Source organism: Wolbachia endosymbiont (group A) of Pogonocherus hispidulus, assembly GCF_964028195.1.
Lineage (GTDB): Bacteria > Pseudomonadota > Alphaproteobacteria > Rickettsiales > Anaplasmataceae > Wolbachia.
This window is the reverse complement of sequence record NZ_OZ034750.1, coordinates 25,098-43,652: the sequence shown is the minus strand read 5'-3', so window position 1 is coordinate 43,652 and position 18,555 is coordinate 25,098. Positions and strand designations below refer to the sequence as shown.

General features: G+C 35.9%; 15 protein-coding genes and 2 pseudogenes. 11 read left to right on the top strand and 6 right to left on the bottom strand.

Annotated features, from left to right (window positions below; genetic code table 11):
- Nucleotides 1–26: 26 nt before the first annotated feature.
- From ABWU58_RS00175 to purH, 3 genes are all read left to right on the top strand, one after another.
- A complete protein-coding gene (locus ABWU58_RS00175; protein ID WP_019078704.1) occupies nucleotides 27–167 on the top strand; it encodes a hypothetical protein in 141 nt (46 codons plus the stop codon).
- Between the two features lie 52 nt (nucleotides 168–219).
- The gene (gene ltrA / locus ABWU58_RS00170; RefSeq protein WP_353276809.1) at nucleotides 220–1,464 is read left to right on the top strand and encodes a group II intron reverse transcriptase/maturase; all 1,245 of its coding nucleotides are present in this window, start codon (nucleotides 220–222) and stop codon (nucleotides 1,462–1,464) included.
- A gap of 207 nt (nucleotides 1,465–1,671) precedes the next feature.
- The gene (gene purH, locus ABWU58_RS00165) at nucleotides 1,672–3,183 is read left to right on the top strand and encodes a bifunctional phosphoribosylaminoimidazolecarboxamide formyltransferase/IMP cyclohydrolase (protein ID WP_353283215.1); all 1,512 of its coding nucleotides are present in this window, start codon (nucleotides 1,672–1,674) and stop codon (nucleotides 3,181–3,183) included.
- A gap of 924 nt (nucleotides 3,184–4,107) precedes the next feature.
- Here the strand turns inward: purH and dapE are convergent.
- Nucleotides 4,108–5,313 carry a succinyl-diaminopimelate desuccinylase gene (gene dapE / locus ABWU58_RS00160; RefSeq protein ID WP_353283214.1) on the bottom strand — a complete coding sequence of 402 codons (1,206 nt, stop codon included), beginning with the start codon at nucleotides 5,311–5,313 and terminating at the stop codon, nucleotides 4,108–4,110.
- A gap of 42 nt (nucleotides 5,314–5,355) precedes the next feature.
- Here dapE and ABWU58_RS00155 point away from each other — a divergent pair, with 42 nt between their 5' ends.
- On the top strand, nucleotides 5,356–6,756 hold the full coding sequence (locus tag ABWU58_RS00155) for an iron-containing alcohol dehydrogenase (RefSeq protein WP_353283213.1): 1,401 nt from the start codon (nucleotides 5,356–5,358) through the stop codon (nucleotides 6,754–6,756).
- 285 nt (nucleotides 6,757–7,041) lie between these two features.
- Here the strand turns inward: ABWU58_RS00155 and tnpC are convergent.
- The 4 genes and pseudogenes from tnpC to ABWU58_RS00135 form a co-directional block, all read right to left on the bottom strand.
- Nucleotides 7,042–8,384, bottom strand: a pseudogene (gene tnpC, locus ABWU58_RS00150) (IS66 family transposase).
- Between the two features lie 181 nt (nucleotides 8,385–8,565).
- Nucleotides 8,566–9,210 carry a hypothetical protein gene (locus ABWU58_RS00145; RefSeq protein WP_353283212.1) on the bottom strand — a complete coding sequence of 215 codons (645 nt, stop codon included), beginning with the start codon at nucleotides 9,208–9,210 and terminating at the stop codon, nucleotides 8,566–8,568.
- A gap of 78 nt (nucleotides 9,211–9,288) precedes the next feature.
- A complete protein-coding gene (gene dut, locus ABWU58_RS00140; protein WP_264688252.1) occupies nucleotides 9,289–9,750 on the bottom strand; it encodes a dUTP diphosphatase in 462 nt (153 codons plus the stop codon).
- A 141-nt stretch (nucleotides 9,751–9,891) separates the two neighbouring features.
- A complete protein-coding gene (locus tag ABWU58_RS00135) occupies nucleotides 9,892–10,698 on the bottom strand; it encodes a YgfZ/GcvT domain-containing protein (RefSeq protein WP_353283211.1) in 807 nt (268 codons plus the stop codon).
- Between the two features lie 174 nt (nucleotides 10,699–10,872).
- On the opposite strand from ABWU58_RS00135, the gene ABWU58_RS00130 reads away from it, so the two are divergent.
- The 3 genes from ABWU58_RS00130 (at nucleotide 10,873) to ABWU58_RS00120 (ending at nucleotide 13,827) form a co-directional block, all read left to right on the top strand.
- On the top strand, nucleotides 10,873–11,163 hold the full coding sequence (locus ABWU58_RS00130; RefSeq protein ID WP_096641452.1) for a co-chaperone GroES: 291 nt from the start codon (nucleotides 10,873–10,875) through the stop codon (nucleotides 11,161–11,163).
- Nucleotides 11,164–11,263: 100 nt separating this feature from the next.
- Nucleotides 11,264–12,913 (top strand): chaperonin GroEL, encoded by a 1,650-nt coding sequence (gene groL, locus ABWU58_RS00125; protein ID WP_353283210.1) that lies wholly within the window; start codon nucleotides 11,264–11,266, stop codon nucleotides 12,911–12,913.
- Nucleotides 12,914–13,323: 410 nt separating this feature from the next.
- Nucleotides 13,324–13,827, top strand: coding sequence for a protein-disulfide reductase DsbD domain-containing protein (locus tag ABWU58_RS00120; protein ID WP_353283209.1), 504 nt, complete (start codon nucleotides 13,324–13,326; stop codon nucleotides 13,825–13,827).
- Between the two features lie 130 nt (nucleotides 13,828–13,957).
- Here ABWU58_RS00120 and ABWU58_RS00115 read toward each other — a convergent pair.
- Nucleotides 13,958–14,429 (bottom strand): annotated as a pseudogene (locus ABWU58_RS00115) (IS110 family transposase); the annotation flags it as partial.
- Between the two features lie 467 nt (nucleotides 14,430–14,896).
- Here ABWU58_RS00115 and ABWU58_RS00110 point away from each other — a divergent pair.
- From ABWU58_RS00110 to dnaN, 4 genes are all read left to right on the top strand, one after another.
- On the top strand, nucleotides 14,897–15,571 hold the full coding sequence (locus ABWU58_RS00110) for an acyloxyacyl hydrolase (protein ID WP_353283208.1): 675 nt from the start codon (nucleotides 14,897–14,899) through the stop codon (nucleotides 15,569–15,571).
- Nucleotides 15,572–15,888: 317 nt separating this feature from the next.
- Nucleotides 15,889–16,782 carry an RNA polymerase factor sigma-32 gene (locus tag ABWU58_RS00105; protein WP_353283207.1) on the top strand — a complete coding sequence of 298 codons (894 nt, stop codon included), beginning with the start codon at nucleotides 15,889–15,891 and terminating at the stop codon, nucleotides 16,780–16,782.
- Nucleotides 16,775–17,272 carry an invasion associated locus B family protein gene (locus ABWU58_RS00100; RefSeq protein WP_065094506.1) on the top strand — a complete coding sequence of 166 codons (498 nt, stop codon included), beginning with the start codon at nucleotides 16,775–16,777 and terminating at the stop codon, nucleotides 17,270–17,272. Before ABWU58_RS00105 ends, ABWU58_RS00100 begins: the two co-directional genes overlap by 8 nt.
- 124 nt (nucleotides 17,273–17,396) lie before the next feature.
- On the top strand, nucleotides 17,397–18,554 hold the full coding sequence (gene dnaN, locus ABWU58_RS00095; protein ID WP_353283206.1) for a DNA polymerase III subunit beta: 1,158 nt from the start codon (nucleotides 17,397–17,399) through the stop codon (nucleotides 18,552–18,554).
- Nucleotide 18,555 lies beyond the last annotated feature (1 nt).

Here is an 18,555-nt window from a genome sequence, read left to right as displayed (position 1 = left end):
GGCGTGAATCTATTTTAGGCTATTGCATGGAACTACGGGAACCTGTCGTTTCGATGAAAAGGGAGAAGTCCAAAGAGCTGATCTCTGAGGATGAGAGTACCGATGCGAAAAACAGGGGCGGATTAGCTCGTAGTAGCGAAGAAGTTTCTGTAATGGAAATGGAGTGAAGGGGCTAAGTTATTTAGTTTTAATTATTTATCAACCGAAAGGGAGGAGTTAATGAATGAAACAAAGTCTTTTGATATACCAAAGCAACTTATTTGGAGAGCTTATAAACAAGTATCGAAAAATAAAGGTGCAGCAGGTGTAGATGAGGTCTCGATAACAAAGTTTGAAGAAAATCTAAAGGATAATCTATACAAATTATGGAATCGGATGTCATCCGGAAGTTATTTTCCAGAGCCGGTAAAAGCTGTTGCGATACCAAAAGATACAGGAGGGCAAAGAATTTTATGTGTGCCTTCAGTATTCGACAGGATAGCGCAAACAGCAGCTACAATGTATCTTGAGCCGTTAGTAGAACCGAAATTTCACGAAGATTCATATGGTTATAGACCAAATAAGTCTGCGCTGGATGCGGTATACACAGCACGGAAGAGATGTTGGAAAAATGATTGGACGGTAGATCTTGATATATCTGGATTTTTCGACAATCTGGACCACGATTTAGCACTGCAGGCTATCAAGAAACACACAGACTGCAAATGGGTCATACTGTATGTTGAGAGGTGGATGAAAGCCCCCATTCAGCAAGCAGATGGCAGTAGGGTAACAAGGGATAAAGGAGTTCCGCAAGGAGGTTCAATAAGCCCAATCATTTCAAGCATATTTATGCACCATGCGTTTGATATGTGGATGAAACAAAATTATCCAACAGTACCATTTGAAAGATATGTAGATGATGCGATAGTGCACTGCAGAACTAAAAGACAGGCAGGATTTATGAAAGTAATGATTGAAGAAAGATTGGCTAAGTGTAAATTGAAGTTACATCCTGAAAAGACACAGATTGTGTACAGTAAGGATGATGATAGAAAAGAACAATTTCCTAAACAAAGCTTTGATTTTCTAGGTTATACTTTTAGACCTAGAGTAGCAAAGAATAAGATGAGGAATTATTTCATCTCATTTCTACCTGCAATTAGTAACAAAGCCAAGAAGAAGATCAAGAAAACCATAAAGTCATGGAGAATACATCGGATTACATGGACCACACTAGAGGAAATATCGAAGAAAATAGATCCAATAGTCAGAGGCTGGTTTCAGTACTATGGCAGGTTTTATAAATCAGAGATGTATCCATCTCTCAGAAATATAGAGAGATACCTCATAAGATGGGTCAGGACAAAATATAAGAAACTTCGTGATCACGGAAGACTAGCAAAGCAATTTCTAGGAAAAGTGAGAAAGAGGTCTCCAAGTATTTTCTATCATTGGACACTTGGGTTAGGATCAAAAGGCTAAATAATGGGAGCTGTATAAGCCGAGAGGTTTCCGTGCAGTTCTGCGAGAGACTGGTGGGGAAGTTCCGCCGGTCTACTCTCCTCTTTCTTGGTCTCTTGTATCACAATGTTCGTACAGTTGTGGATACCGCGGCGGTATGACGTAGTAGCTATATATAGACAAATTCCTTTTTCTTAGATATAATCTTAAAAAACTTTCTGTACAAAAATGAAAATAAAAAGAGCTTTAATATCAGTATACGACAAAACGAATATAATTGATCTTGCATCGTTTTTAATGCAGCAACAAATAGAAATTCTCTCAACGGGAAATACTTATAAAGCACTATCTGATGCCGGAATAAAAACACAAGAGGTCTCAGATTACACACAATTTCCAGAGATACTGGGTGGTAGAGTAAAAACTTTACACCCTAAAATTCATGGAGGAATACTTTGCAATAGAGAAAAGCACAAAACGGAAATACAAAATCTAGGTGTTGAGCCAATAGACCTGCTTATAACTAACCTATACCCATTTTGGGAGACAGTAAGTAGCGGCTCAAATGAAGATCAAATTATAGAACAAATTGATATCGGCGGAGTGGCGTTAATTAGAGCTGCAGCAAAAAACTTTTGTTTTACTTCAGTTATTTCTAGCATTCAAGACTACGAAGCACTAAAAGCTGAGATGATAAAAAATAACAATGAAACAACATTGGAATATAGAAAACATTTAGCAACCAAAGCATTTGCTCTCACTGCACACTATGATTCTAATATTCACAGTTGGTTTTTATCCCAGAGTAAAAATAATGAGTTGCCAGAGTTTTTTGCACTATATGGACATAAAGTACAAGAACTCAGGTATGGTGAAAATCCCCATCAAAAAGCTGCATTTTATAGTAATCAATTTACCAAATATCCGCTAGAAAAAATACATGGGAAAGAGTTGAGTTATAATAATATAGTAGATATAGAGTCCGCACTTAACATAATTTCTGAGTTTAAAGAGCCTGCAGCAGTGATAATAAAGCACAATAACCCATGTGGCACTGCTGTTGGTGATAATGCTTTGGAGGCATATGAAAAGGCCCTATCGTGTGATGAAGTAAGCAGTTTTGGTGGTATAGTAGCTTTAAATCGGGAGATAGATTTAAAGCTAGCAGAAAAATTAAACGAGATATTTTTGGAAGTAGTGATAGCACCTTCAGTCAGCAATGAAGCACTAAAAATTTTGCAAAGAAAGAAAAATTTAAGAGTGATTATTCATAAATCTTTCCAACAAAATGTGAAATACCAAACTAAAAATGTTGTTGGTGGGTTTTTGGTGCAAGAAAATAATGATCACAAGATAAAAGCAGAACAAGTAACAGAATGCACTGCAACAGAAAAAGAAAAAAAAGATCTTATTTTTGCCTGGAAAATATGTAAACATGTGAAATCCAACGCAATAGTTATAGCAAAAGATGGTTGTGCTATTGGCATCGGCGCAGGGCAAACAAGCAGAATAGATAGTGTTAACATTGCAGTGAAAAAAGCAGGTGAAAAATGTAAAGGTGCGGTGCTTGCTTCAGATGCATTTTTTCCATTCCCAGATAGCATAGTAGAAAGTGCAAAACATGGGATTACAGCTATAATTCAGCCAGGTGGCTCGCTGAAAGATCAAGATGTGATAAAAGCTGCAAATGAAAATAAAATTGCTATGCTTTTCACTGGCGTTCGCAGTTTTTTCCATTAGACTTTGTGTCTTATCTAAACTATACTGCTACAACTATACGAACATCGTCTACCATGAGGGTGTCATGCAAGTAGCTGACACTGGCTTCCATCCAAGACGGTGTCATCCTAGTAGCTGACACTGGGATCCAGATTGGATACTGAGTTGGTGAGTATAAAAGTATAGCTAACGCGAGCTCTGCGTCATGCCGCCACGGGATCTCAGCAGATCCCGCTAACACGTAGCGGGATGACGGTTGTCAGGGTGTCATCCCAGCGCCCCTATGATGTCATCCTAGTAGCCAACACTGGGATCCAGGAAACTTAACTCTACACCAAGTAAATGTACAATAAGAACTAGATTCCAGACTGGAATGACATCATCTTGACGCACTGCCCAGTTCATGTTAGCCATAAATATTTAAGAAATTTACCGAACGAAAAAAAAGGCAAAAGAAGCCCTAGCCATTGTCTATTTTCAGTATTGGCGTTTTTTAAGTCTTAAACACTGCAATTTAGCTGCTTTTAAATGCAACTAACCTACGCTGCAAATGTTTAAGAAATTTACTAAGCAGAAAAAAAGGCAAAAGAAACCCCGCGTTAGCTAGTTGTCACTCTCTAATCCTGCAAATTGGCGTTCTCTACTGTCTTAAACGCTTTATAAGCGCGTTTCAGCTTATATAGGTAAAAACCCAGAAATGTTGTGAAGACATAAGGTGCTCATAGTGCAAAAAATTAAAAATAAGACGCCAATTACGTAATACTGTTGTCGTTTAATCTGCACAGATTGAAGATAAATGAATACCTTCAGTTTCATGATAAGGGGACTGGCGGAGTTTGTCAAGGAAGTTTTTGTAGCTCTCATGGTTTTTGGATTCTAACGTCACACGCTGGAATGATACCAGTTGTTACTCAAACAACAGTTATGCAAGAGATCTGATTACATCTAAGCTAACAATGGACCACCAGATATATTACTAATTACGTTGACCTGATTCAATATTTTATTAGTGGGATTGAAATAATTTTCTATAAATTCCTTATATATAGCTGTTAACTTGTGTATATCGTTTACTAATACGCATTCGTTTGTCTGATGTGCGGTTTTGCCGATTATACCAAATTCAATCACTGGACAAACATCTTTGATAAATGCAGCGTCAGATGTGCCACCACTTGTGTTCAGTACAGCATCAATATTAGTAACTTTACTTATCGCATCAAGCATAATATCAGTATTTCTATCGGGAGTAGAGAGGAAAACGTCCCCGCTGCCATGCATAGAGAGTTTATAATCTTTGGTTACACTGGAGCATATTTCATCAATCAGCTTATATAAGCCACCCGGTGTTTGTTCATTGTTATATCGAATGTTAAAACGTGTAGTTGCTGAACCAGGTATTAGATTGCTAGTATTATTTCCAACATCGATAGTAGTAACTTCGCAATTTGAAGGCTGAAAATATTTATTACCATGATCAAAAGTATTATTTTTTATCTTACTCAATATCGATACCATCTTATATATTGGATTATCCGCTAAGTCTGGGTAGGCAACGTGCCCTTGTTTTCCATGGCAAATTAATTCAAATGTTACAGAACCTCTTCTGCCTATTTTTATGGTATCACCTAATTTCTCACTACTGGTTGGTTCGCCAACCACACAAAAATCTATCTTTTTCTGCTTACTTTTCATCCATTCCAAAACTGCTTTTGTTCCATATTCTTCCGTGCTTTCTTCAGCACTGGTAATCAATGCACTTATTGAACCATTGAATTGAAACTTCTCTGCAATCAAATTTACCATAGCAGCAATAAACGCAGCTACTCCGCTTTTCATATCAGCGGCACCTCTTCCATATAACATTCCATCTCTAACTTCTGGATTAAACGGACCAAATGTCCAGTCTTTTAACTGACCAGGTGGCACAACATCAACATGCCCAGCAAAACATAAATTCGGCATTCCATTTATATATTTCGCATAGAGGTTTTTAACTTTAGTTCCATTATCACCAAATTCTAAAATCTCACAGTCAAAGCCACTTTTCTTGAAGATTGTTGCTATATGCTCTATTGCCCCGCCGTCCCTTGGTGTTATACTCTCAAAAGAGATCAATTTCTTAGTTAGCTCTACAGGGTCAATTTTCATGTTAACTTTAAAATAATTATATTGCTATATTGTAAACACTCTATGCACTATTTAAAACAAATATTACATCAAACCGAACAAACTTTTCTAAGGGAAGTAATAACAGATTACCATCTTGCTGATGATATCTATGAAATATGCACACGACACGGAAATGACATCTTTCTAGTTGCAGATGAAAATACAGCAAAACTTTTAAACAAAAACGTATTTAATAAAATTTCTCACTTAATTATTCCTAACAGCAAAGATGTCATTTCAGCGCGTGACACACAGCTGTACGAACATTGTCTACCAGAAGGGTGTCATCCAAGTAGCCCCTTCTCCTGTCATCCAAGTAGCCCAGACTACTTGGATCCAGGAAAATTGATTGTAAACAAGCGCACTATACAACATTTTCGATCAAAAAACTGGATTCCAGTGTCAGCTACTTGCATGACACCAAGCAGAGCTGCCTCTCTTGAAACCATAAATCTAGTTAGAAACAAAGCAAAAGACAGTGACTTAATAGTTGCATTTGGTAGCGGCACCGTTAACGACATCTGCAAATATGCAAGCTACCTCGAGAAAAAAGATTATATATCGTTCCCAACAGCCGCTTCCATGAATGGATATACATCCGCAAATGCTTCAATATTAGTAAATGGATACAAAAAATCGTTCAAAGCACATCTTCCAAGAGCGATATATATAGATATAGACATACTTACCAATGCACCACTGCGCCTCACATTAAGCGGATTTGCAGATTTCATTTGCCGTTCGACAGTTCAGGCTGACTGGCTACTATCTCATTTGTTGCTTGGCACAGAATACAATGAATTACCTTTTACACTTGTTCGCGATTTGGAGCAAATTTTGCTAAGAGAGTATACGGCGCTTACTAAAAGAAGTAGAAAAGTGGTCCTATTACTTATGGAAGTTCTACTAATTTCAGGACTTGGAATGGTGATATCAAAGGGCAGCTATTCTGCAAGCCAAGGAGAGCATATGATAGCTCACGCAATGGAAACGGTAACAAGAGATCATTCCTCACTACATGGCGAAAAAATTGCTGTTACGACGATTACTATGGCTAATTTGCAGGAAAAGATATTATCAATACAAAACCCGATTATCAAACCGACCACTTTAGATGTAAAACATATAACTCAGTGCTTTGATAATATCGAATTTGTAAGAACTTTTGAACAGAAGCAAATTATGCAGCAAAAAATCCAAGAGATTATTTGTAAAGAATGGACTAATATTTCCAGTTTAATTAAGCAAAATTTACTACCTGCAAAACACCTGCAAAAAATATTTGAAGATCTATCAATTCCACACTTACCAGAGCACCTCAGTTGGAATAAAGAACAATATTGTAAAGTGGTCGATCTTGCGTTTGCAACAAGAGATAGATTCACCTTTCTTGACTTAGCTAACTGCATAGAAGAAAGTTAAGTTTTGTAGTGAAATTCTGTCATTTAAAGAGATCATAGGCCAAAAGCTAAACCCTTTGTATCTGTTCAGCGGAGCGGCAGAAAATGGCTGAACAAACAAAATCGTTAGAATAAAACGGGCCAAATACGGTGTAATGTGGTTGATTTTTTTACACTTTACACAATTTGAGGTGAAAAATGGATCATTTGAAGTCCTTTCGCTTATCTCTCAACCACTTTCTGCCGCTCCGCTGAACGGATACAACCCTTTTCACAATCTCTTATCGTATCCGTTCAGCAGAGTGGTTTAAGAAACGATAGATAGGAGATTGTGAAAAGGGTTTAGCCCCTTTTGTTTCCATGTTAAGTATAATGAAATTATCCGCTCAAGTTCCTCGCTCCGATTGGGTAAAATATGAATTTTTGCGATAAACGACATAATGCCGAATTTGCCGTTCAGCGTGGTTATTTGTCAGCGGAATATTTTCTAAATCATCTAAAAAATTCCACATCATTCTTTCAGATTTCAAAATATTTTTTGCAACTCGAGAAGCTCCAATTGCTTCAGGTAAACGGCTTCAAGTAATACCTTGTACGTTTTCGCAACTTTCTGGCACGTCTGGTAAATCTTAAAACATCTATTTCACTTTTTAGTAAAGCTTTTTTTAGTGCAAATAATTCAGTAGCTACATTTCTTAAGTAACAGCCGAGAACTTTGACTTCAATATTCCAACTATGTTTCAAAATCCCTTGATAAATGTGCCCAACAGATTTGCCTTTTTTCATCAGCAAAATAATTGTACGCTGCATACCTGTCGGTTACTACCAAGCTTTTATAATTAAAAAACACGCTATTTTTTAAAACTTTCATTCCCCTTGACTCTGTCAACTTAACAAAACTCGCTTGATCACTAGCAAATATCCAACACCAACCAAGTTTACCTCTGTTGTAATGGCTGGTTTCGTCGATATGCAAAACATCACTACTCCTTACCTCTTGTGCTACTTGTTCATATATTTTTTTACATTTTGATCCAACTCTGTATTCACTATTTGATACGCTACCAACACTTATGTTCAGATTAAAAATATCATTTATTATGCTAGCCACTTCGCGCTTTGAATTCTTGTAAAACCCACTTAACGCTGCAACTACTGATTTAACTCTTGGTTTCTGGCGTAACACTTTCTGGTAACTTGCTACTTCTTCTTTTTCCGCATTTCCGACAACGACCATGCTCTAATTGATATTCTACTACATAAGGCTTGATTTCCGGAAGATCAACTTTTTGATGAATGTAAGGTTTCCCACATATTGCAATCTCTCCTCCGCATTCGCAAGTAGATGACAACTCTACTTTTACCACTTCATCTGCGCCCATTTTAGTGCCCATTGTGCCCAACCTGAACGCCAATATTCCTTTCGCTTTTTGGCTTGTCCTTCTTTATTTTGTATAATTCTTTAGAGCTTGGCAGAGATGAATTTTTCGAGTTTAAACCAAGCCTCTCTTTCAACTCAGCGTTCTCTATCTTTAAAGCCTTGTTCTCTGCTTTTAAACTTTCATTCTCTCTTTCCAGCCTTTCTATTTTTGCTTCTAACTTTTCTATTTTTTGCTGTAAATTTTTGCAAAGTTCTAAAAGGTTTACCACATTACCTCATTTTTGCTCTATGATTATCTTTTTAGATCACCTTGTCTACCTATTTTGCCGCTCCCCTGAACGGATACAGTTTATTTTTTAAGGTAATTCCCATAATGAATGATGTCATTTGAGTAACCGACACTAAAAAAATAAAGAGGCAGACTTAGCCTGCCTCTTTTATTTTAGCTGTCTAGCTTTTTGCTTTTTCTTCAGAAGCAACTTGTTCAACAATAAGTGAGCCTAAATAAGTGTTAACCCCTTTATTCTCCTCTTTGTTTAAACCTAATTCTTTCAATTTCTTACTTTGATCTGCTATTAGCTTAAACTCACCCTTATCATTTTTCATTGCTAGTGAATCTATATCTAAGAACACAATATTATAAAACTCCATTTCACTGTCACCAATTTTACCAGTAACATAGTAATCTTTGCCTTCTAAGCTGAAGTTTATACGATATTCATCTTTTATAACCTCACCTTTTTCATTCTTGTTTTGGTTGTTTGCTTTTATATCTTCATGCATTTCTTTTGTTAATTGTAACATTATTTTATTACTACTAGTAACAATATTCGGAGCTTTCAACTCAGATATTTCATTGTTTTTGTTGATGGAATATATTGCTAAACTAACCAGTGCAACAGCAACAAATGCTAATACACCGATTCCAAGTGGTGTAGCTGCAAAAGCTGCAAGTGGAGCAAGCATGGAAGTTGAAGACACCCAATATGGTGCTGAAAGTGCTACTGCTGCGCCTATGACATACAAAGAAGTAAGTGCAACAAGTGCAGTGTTTGTTTTGTGGAACTGACCACGATGATTTTTGAAAGTTAGCATAAACGACCTCGTTTAATAAAATATTAATATGCTTGAATTGTGTATAAAAAAACTGTCATAGTTAAGCTTTTTTGTAAGTTACCTACCACTTGAGCCAAAGCCCCCTGCATTGCGACCGGTTTCTTCTGTGCAGAATTCTTCTCTGTCATCCCAAATTACCTGAGATACAGGAGAAATAAGGATTTGTGCGATTCTATCCCCTCTTTTTATCTCATACGACTGATTACTTAAATTAATTAGGCAAATTTTAACCTCACCTCGATAATCAGAGTCTATAGTGCCAGGAGAGTTTAAGACAGTGATTCCATGTTTTGCAGCAAGACCAGAACGTGGGCGGATTTGCCCCTCAAAACCGTTTGGTATTGCAATCACAATTCCAGTTGGAACAAGTAATCTTTCAAGTGGATTTAAAACAGCAGAGTCATTCAATGCAGCGTAAAGATCCATACCAGCACTCTGCGTAGTTGCATAACATGGAAGAGACAAGTCTTCTCCGTGTGATAATCTTTTTATTTCTACTTTAATTTTACTTCTTTGCACTCCAATTTACCAACTATGAAGATTCAATTATAGCATGTAAATTGTGTCTGCAAAAGTAATAAATGTTACATCGTAAATGATGTTATTCCAGTGCGTGACGCTAGGCCATAAAATAAGTTTTTCGTTTCTATATGCGCTACCTTAAGACTTCAACGTCTTAACGCACTTAACCCCATCGACATATAAATTTGCATGACTTTTTTGAGTATTAAGCAATGCAAGTCCAATGTTGTCTACACTAGAGCGCAGTTCCCCTATTTCCTCATTATTTTCATTTGTCACTTTAGTGCCAATATCTGGAAGTGCGTTATCCCCCTCAACAAGATAAAGTTTTCTTCTGAATATTTCTTGTCTGCTCATTCGATTTACGACTTCCTGACCTACATAACACCCCTTATTAAAGCTTATACCGTTTGCCTTATCGATTAAATATTGCAGTGGGAACGATGAATTTTGTACCATATCTTTTGCTCCATCTGGAACGAGATTTTGAATTCTAACTTTTTCATACTGAGTAAAATCCCCAACCGGCTCTTTCATTTCATCTTTATGTATGATCCTCATTCCTAGCAGCTTGTGCCTTGGATCTTGAAAAATAACTTGTGACTTACTACTACACTCCGCCAACTTAGTATCAAACAAAACTCCAACCTTATATAGTGCACTAATGTCTTTAATCTTCACCCTCAAATAAGTTTTAAGTAAATCTAGTTTCTCGATTATTTGCTGTAAGTGCACATTTTCGCACTCCAAGAGGGTGTATTTACCATATTCAATAAGAAAAAAATCATATAGATATTTTCCTTGAGGGCTAAGTAATAAAGAGTAAATGGCTTTTTGGCTATCCAATTTATTAATATCATTGGTTATAATGCCCTGCAGAAAATCTCTAGTATCAGGCCCATATAGCACTATCACACCACGACTTAAGAATGGTATATAACTCATGAAATCTCTATAAATAAATCTAAATTTTATTATATAACATTAGGCTCTTTTAGAAACTGCTTTTGGCGTGCATATTTTATAATGGCATGCATATTTTACAAGCTCCAGCCCTTGAAATCTAACTTACGAGTATATATATAAAGCTATAGGTTAATTTGTTGAGAGGAAAAGCAAATGTCAAGTATAAGTTTAAATGTATTGGATGATAGCGTGCTGATCAAGCCTATTAGCGAGGAAAAGCAAGGTGGAATTATGCTTCCATCAAGTGCTGAAAAGAAACCTACTAAAGGTGAAATTGTAGCAACTGGTGAAGGTTCACGCAACTCAAATGGCGAACGTGTAGCTTTAACTGTAAAGGCTGGTGATAAAGTGTTCTATCGTCAATGGGCTGGTACAGAAATAGAACATAATGATGAAAAGCTTATCGTGATGAAAGAGTCCGATATACTTGCTGTCATTAAATAGCAGTCTTTATTTTACTAAACTGAAACAAAGCGCAACATAGCGCATTGTAAATGGTTTTATCATAGTTTTCTAAATTTTTTATTAACAAGAGGTGATAAAAATGACTAATGTAGTAGTATCAGGTGAGCAGTTGCAAGAAGCCTTTCGTGAAGTCGCAGCAATAGTGGATTCAACGGTAGCAATAACTGCGGGACCTAGAGGAAAAACAGTAGGGATTAATAAGCCCTATGGAGCACCAGAAATTACAAAAGATGGTTATAAGGTGATGAAGGGTATCAAGCCTGAAAAACCACTAAATGCTGCAATAGCAAGCATCTTTGCCCAAAGTTGTTCTCAATGTAACGACAAAGTTGGTGATGGTACAACAACGTGCTCAATATTAACTAGCAACATGATAATGGAAGCTTCAAAATCAATTGCTGCTGGAAACGATCGTGTTGGTATTAAAAACGGAATACAGAAGGCAAAAGATGTAATATTAAAGGAAATTACGTCAATGTCTCGTACAATTTCTCTAGAGAAAATAGACGAAGTGGCACAAGTTGCAATAATTTCTGCAAATGGTGATAAGGATATAGGTAACAGTATTGCTGATTCCGTGAAAAAAGTTGGAAAAGAGGGTGTAATAACTGTTGAAGAAAGTAAAGGTTCAAAAGAGTTAGAAGTTGAGCTGACTACTGGCATGCAATTTGATCGCGGTTATCTTTCTCCGTATTTTATTACAAATAATGAAAAAATGATCGTGGAGCTTGATAATCCTTATCTATTAATTACAGAGAAAAAATTAAATATTATTCAACCTTTACTTCCTATTCTTGAAGCTGTTGTTAAATCTGGTAAACCTTTGGTTATTATTGCAGAGGATATCGAAGGTGAAGCATTAAGCACTTTAGTTATCAATAAATTGCGTGGTGGTTTAAAAGTTGCTGCAGTAAAAGCTCCAGGTTTTGGTGACAGAAGAAAGGAGATGCTCGAAGACATAGCAACTTTGACTGGTGCTAAGTACGTCATAAAAGATGAACTTGGAATCAAGATGGAAGATCTGACACTTGATGATCTTGGTACTGCTAAAAATGTTAAAATTACTAAAGATAATACCACAGTTGTCAGCGAAAATAGCGATTCTGACAGCGTGAAAGCTAGAATCGAGCAGATCAAATCTCAAATTGAAACTTCAACTTCTGATTATGATAAAGAAAAGCTAAGAGAACGTTTAGCGAAATTATCAGGTGGTGTTGCTGTGCTAAAAGTTGGTGGAGCAACTGAAGTGGAAGTTAAAGAACGTAGAGATAGAGTTGAAGATGCGCTGCATGCAACAAGAGCTGCAATTGAAGAAGGCATAGTTCCAGGTGGTGGAGTTGCACTTCTTTATGCTTCATCTGTTCTCGACAAATTAAAAGGTGCAAGTGACGAAGAGCAAATAGGCATAAACATTATCAAGAAAGTTCTCAGTGCTCCAATTAGAAGGTTAGTTAAAAATGCTGGTCTTGAATCTGCTGTTATAATTGACTATTTGATTAAGCAGAATGATAAAGAGCTTATATACAACGTTGAGGCTATGAATTACGCTAATGCATTTACAGCTGGTGTGATTGATCCAGCAAAAGTGGTGCGTGTTGCTTTTGAAACAGCGATATCTGTTGCGAGTGTGCTGATTACTACTGAATCTATGATAGTTGATGTACCAAGCAAAGAAAATGCTTCATCTCCTATGGGCGCAGGAGAAATGGGCGGCATGGGTGGATTCTGAGTAGAGTGAAACCGTGGAGCAATTGCTCCACGGTAGTTCCAAAAAATCTCACATTTTACTATTCGTTAAAGGTAATACGTTTGGTGCAGAAATGCACTACTGTTTGCATCCGTTTCACTCCTTTATATTGTGGTTGTCTAATAACAAAAAGGCAGCATAAGAAAACTATAACCCCTAGTATACTTATACTATAGCTGACCCAAGCAACACGTCATACCGCCGCGATATCTCGGCATAGATTCCGCTAACAAGTAGCGGAATGACGAATTTGTCGTTTTTCAGATTGTCGGTAAATCTAAGTCAGTTTAGCTATAGCATAATGCTATATTAATAAATAATCTATATAATGCTATTAAATATAATAATTAAAATCCAAATTACTTTCTCTATAAAAGGAGAAATTTGCCTTAATGAAAATACATATATATTTAATATTGTTTTTATTTTTTTCTTGCACTCAACTATATGCTGACGAGGAAATTGCAAAATTTGATTTACTTATTGGCGAGATAAATGAAGCAAGCCTCACTCTTAAAGGTGCAATAAAGGTTACAGTAGAACCAGGCTGGCACATATATTATAAAGATCCTGGAGATTTCGGTCTTCCCACTTCTTTTGATTGTAAGGGTAACACATTAAACATAGATATTTATTGGCCTACTCCAAAGGAACATAGAGATAAAGTAGGAAAAGAGATATTTATCAGTAACGTATATGAGGATATGGTATTATTTCCCTTTAAGATGAATGTGTTTTCAAATCAAGGGTATATTGACCTTAACTTCCATATAAATTATGCGATATGTAAAGATAGGTGCATCCCTAAAAATGTTGAGATAAAAACCAGGCAGCCACTAAAGGATTTTATAGATTCTGATATCAATAAACTTATAAATGAGTGGTATGAAAAATAGGGTTTTATAGCTAACACGTCATATCAACTATGTTTTTTTTAAATTTTTTGAATTTAGTTTTATTACAACTCTTGTTTATAATTTTGTATTTTTATTCAATTAGAAAATGCATTTTTGACAATAAACACCCTAATTTATCATAGAAAAATTTTATATCAAACAACGATTTGGACTTTGCAGCAGCCATTGCAGCCGTTAGTACGAACATTGCTTCTACCGCCTGTTATTCTTCGATAACCAATAGCTTTTCCACTTTCTTTTGGATGCGCCAGCAAGACTTGCTACTTCTTTTCTGTTTAAGTAGCCAAGCTCTGGCATCAGACACACAAAATCTTGAGATAACTTTGCCTGGCACTGTTCTCAGAATTTTTTGGCGCTTCTGTAACTCTAGATCTTTATCTAAGAAAATGCGATAAACCAATTCCCTGTATTTTCTAAAGTTACTAAAGAATTAGGTAAGATATCTGAAAACTTTTTAAACAATTGTTGCCAACCAGAAGCATTATTATCAAATTCGACAACACTCTTCTGTGTGTGAACCGCAACAACATTTTAAATTTTCCGATGTCAATGCCAATAAAATTTTGGTAAGATGTAACCATATTAATAACCTCGATAGTTTATTGATTTAAGATTGTAAACGGGTGCATACATATGTCCCATGCAACTATTCAAACGTATCGAGGGCTAGTGTACCTTGATATAAACGGTTTATAACACCAACGCCGCGTCGGTCGCACACGCCCGCTATTCCTATAGTGAGTAGAGTTATCTTCCCTCTTGTTTCTTTTATAACATATTTTTAACTTACAACTGCCGCGGTATCTCTAGATCCCGCTAACAAGTAGCGGGATGACGAGGTCTTTCGATAGTAAATCTTACCTGTGTTAGCTATACCAAAAAATCAAAAGTCGTGTAACTCTATTTATTCATTAATAAAATCTTTGTCTTCTTCTAAAAATTAGTTAAAATGTAGAATATTTTGTGTTATTAAGTTAGCACTTGACTTAACTTTAGTTGTTACTTAGACTGCTAAAGTGGAATTTTAATTTTTTTTACGAGGACAATTATGCATTATAAAAAGTTTTTTTCAGCAGCCGCTTTAGCAACGTTGCTAAGTTTATCAAACTCTGCTTTTTCAGATCCTGTTGGTCCAATAAGTGATGAAGAAACTAGCTACTACGTTCGTTTGCAATACAATGGTGAATTTTTACCTCTTTTCACAAAAGTTGATGGTATTGCACATAAATCAGGCAAAGACAATAATAGTCCCTTAAAAGCATCTTTTATAGCTGGCGGTGGTGCGTTTGGTTATAAAATGGACGACATCAGGGTTGACGTTGAAGGACTTTACTCATGGTTGAATAAAGATGCAGATGTAGTAGGTGATACAGTTGCAGATAATTTAACAGCAATTTCAGGACTAGTTAACGTTTATTACGATGTAGCAATTGAAGATATGCCTATCACTCCATACATTGGTGTTGGTGTTGGTGCAGCGTATATTAGCACTCCTTTGAAAACCGCTATAAATGATCAAAACAGTAAATTTGGTTTTGCTGGTCAAGTAAAAGCTGGTGTTAGCTATGATGTAACTCCAGAAATCAAGCTTTATGCTGGAGCTCGTTATTTCGGTTCTTATGGTGCTAATTTCGATAGCGATGCTAGTAAAAAAGATAAAGGAGGACATGCAGTTCTTTACAGCACTGTTGGTGCAGAAGCTGGAGTAGCGTTTAATTTCTAGTCTATCTCAGTCTTGTTATCCCAGTGGGTTTTTTCTTGTCATCCAAGTAGCATGACACTGGGATCTAGAAAAAGGAAATGTGGATTCCAGTGTCAAGGCACTGGAATAACATCACTTACTATGTATTTAAACTATAATGTTTATCATTACACGCTGGCAGGATGTCATTTAATATTATATGGTGTCACCCAGGTAGCTGATGCTGGGGTTTCTAAGATCCCAATTAGATGGAAAATTTGTACTTTTTTCAAATCAAAGCTTGAATTTTTGCTAGAAAATCAATATATTATATGCATGAAGTTTTAATTTAAGTTGTTATGTTGACCCCAATGGCAAGCTTATGTGTTGATAGCAGAACCAATCTCATGCAATATATTGCTAGGGTGCGAAAATTTCCCATGCTGTCTCAAGAGGAAGAAGTACAACTAGCAAAAAATTGGAACCAATACAAGGATATTTCTTCTGCTCATAAATTGATTACCAGCCATTTGAATTTGGTAGTGAAAATTGCAATGAAATTCAAAAATTATGGACTATTGTTGATGGACCTGGTCATGGAAGGGAATATGGGTTTAATGCATGCAGTAAAAAAGTTTAATCCTGATTTAGGGTTTCGTTTTTCAACTTATGCAGTGTGGTGGATTGAAGCTTCAATAAAAGACTTTATATTGAAATCTTGGTCGTTTGTGAAAATAGGCACAACGCAAGCACAAAGAAGATTATTTTTTAGTTTACGTAAAATAAAAAAAAGAATTTTACAGTATACAAACAGAGAAACTTTAAATAATGAAGAAATAAAAGCAATATCTAATGAGCTTTCTGTATCCGAAGGAGATGTTGTACAAATGAATTACCGTTTGGCTTGTAAGGATCAGTCGCTAAACGATTGCATAAAAATAGGTGATGACTCTAAAAGGGAGTTACAAGATATGATCCCATGTAACTTGGTCAGTCAAGAAGTAACCTATCAAAATCATGAAGAAAAAGAATTAAAAGAAACAATTTTAAACAATGCACTAGCGAGCCTTAACGAAAGGGCAAGAGACATTTTTATCAGTAGATATTTGTCTGAAAACACTCAAACTCTAGATGAACTTAGTAAAAAGTATTGTGTTTCAAGAGAAAGAATAAGGCAGTTGGCTGAGCAGGCGATGGCTAAGGTAAAACAATATATACAATCTGAAAGTTTGAAATTTGGTTTGCATGCGTAGTTTTTTTATATTTCTAATATTTTTTTCAATAGGCACTTTTGCATCAGTTAGTGATGTACAATTGAAGGAAAAATATAAAGATTGGCTTGTGTATACTGCATTGGAAGATGGAGAGAAAGTATGTTATATTGTATCCTATCCTAAAAAAAAAAGCGAACATTATACAACCAACCGCAAGCCATATGTAATGGTTAGTTATGTTGATAAAAAAGCAGATGAGGTAAGCGTTACCTCTGGTTTTCAGTATGACAAGGAGCCTGTAGCTCTCAATATCGATAAAAAAATTAAATATACACTGCCCATAATACAGGGAAGTTTTGCGTGGGCAGAGCATACAAAAATAGATCAAGATCTCATTCTAAAAATGAAGCAGGGATTATCAATGGTAGTGAATGGGAAAACAAAAACAGTGACCATTGATGATACTTATTCCCTACTTGGTTTTCAAAAAGCGTATCAAAAAATGCATGATTTATGCCATACAAAGTAAATTTATTGTAACAGAATACCCAGCTATAGTATAAACTAGACTACTCTTTCAATGGAAATATAAATAGCACTTTACTTTATATGGGATGTGGATATCATTTAAAATATATTTTTGAGAGTTAGCAATGTCAGAGGTTGCAGGTGTAGATACAGAAATCAAAAAGCAAAATTCTGTGTGTGAGCAGATGCGTTTTAGCGTGAGCCGCACAAGTCTTTTAAATACATTATCCAGAGTAAGTGGAGTGGTTGAAAGGCGTAATGCAATAGATGTTTTAGCGTGTATAAATATCAAAGCACAACACGGCAGCATAAAATTAATGGCAACTGATCTTGACATTTCAATGTTTGCCTCACTTGCTGCAACCGTATTAACAGAAGGAGAAGTAAAAATTTCAGCGCATACTTTACATGACATAGTGAAGAAGTTACCCGCTGATTTGGATATCAATTTTGAAGTAAACAACCAAGGAAAATTATTGATGTCTTGCGGAAATGCAAACTTTTCTTTACCGAATGTAGTTTCAAGCAGCTTTCCTGCTCTTGAAGAAGACAATTATAAACATGATTTTATTCTACTAAATACGGACCTGATAGACTTATTAACTAAAACAAAATTTGCTGTATCACTAGATGATACAAGGTATAATTTAAATGGAATATATCTGCATACGGATGAGCAGTTTCTGTACTGCGTTGCAACTGATGGCCATCGTTTATCATGTATAAAGAGGCCAAAGCCTGGGAACATCAATGATGAATTTGGTGTGATCATTCCACGTAAAACTGTTATGGAGCTGTTAAAAATATTGGACGATTGTAATGAAGTTAATATAAAACTTTCAGACAGAAAAATCAAGTTTACATGCGGTGAATATATTCTAATATCAAAATTAATAGATGGGACTTTTCCAAATTATAAAGCAGTTATTCCAGCATCTCAAGATAAGCATATGATTATTGAAAGTAAAAAACTTTTAGATGTTATAGATCGAGTTTCCGTTGTTGTATCTGATAAAGTAAAATCCATTAAATTCTCACTACAAGAAAAGCTGCTAACTCTGCATTCAAACTCCCAAGAGTGTAGTGATGCAACTGAATCCATAGAAGTGGACTACAATGAAGCCCCTATAGAAATAGGGTTCAACTCGCGTTATTTGCTTGATGTTCTATCCTGCATAAAAAATAAATGTAAGTTTAGCTTAGCCGATGGTAATAGTGCTACAATTATCACTGATGAAGACGATACAAGTGTATTATATGTAGTGATGCCAATGAGAACTTAAA